We start from the raw sequence: 451 nt of genomic DNA, 5'->3' as shown, positions 1-451 counted from the left end.
GGCCAGCGTGGTGGTCGCGAGCGCGGCCCGCGCGGCGGCGTCGGTCAGCGCGTCGAGCGCGTCCGCGACCAGCGCACCGGCCGTCAACTCGGTGTCGTCCGGCGTGGCAGCGGCAGCGGGCGCGGCAGTGGCGGTGGGCGTGGCAGAGGCAGCGGGCGCGGCAATGGCAGCGGGCGCGGCGGAGGCGGCGGGCATGGCAGAGGCGGCGGACGTGGCAGAGGCGGCGGGCGTGGCAGAGGCGGCGGGCGCGACGGCGACGCCTCGGGCGGCCGGCGGCAGGGCCAGCGCCAACGATCGCGCCCAGCCGGCGTCGGTGCCGGTCAGCAGCGGTCGCCAGACGGCGAACGCGGTCACCGGGCCTGCGGCGGTCGCCGAGGGCGATCCGGTCGCCGACTCGGTCACGACGGCGCCGGGTGTGTCCGTGCCCGCCGTCGCGCCGACGCCGGGAAGG

General features: G+C 80.5%; 1 pseudogene. It reads right to left on the bottom strand.

Features of this window, described 5'->3' with window-relative positions:
* Nucleotides 1-351: pseudogene (locus EAD98_RS00140) on the bottom strand (hypothetical protein); the annotation flags it as partial.
* Nucleotides 352-451 lie beyond the last annotated feature (100 nt).

The sequence above is a fragment of the Micromonospora sp. CV4 genome, assembly GCF_003667455.1.
Lineage (GTDB): Bacteria > Actinomycetota > Actinomycetes > Mycobacteriales > Micromonosporaceae > Micromonospora.
This window is presented reverse-complemented; position numbering and strand designations above follow the sequence as displayed.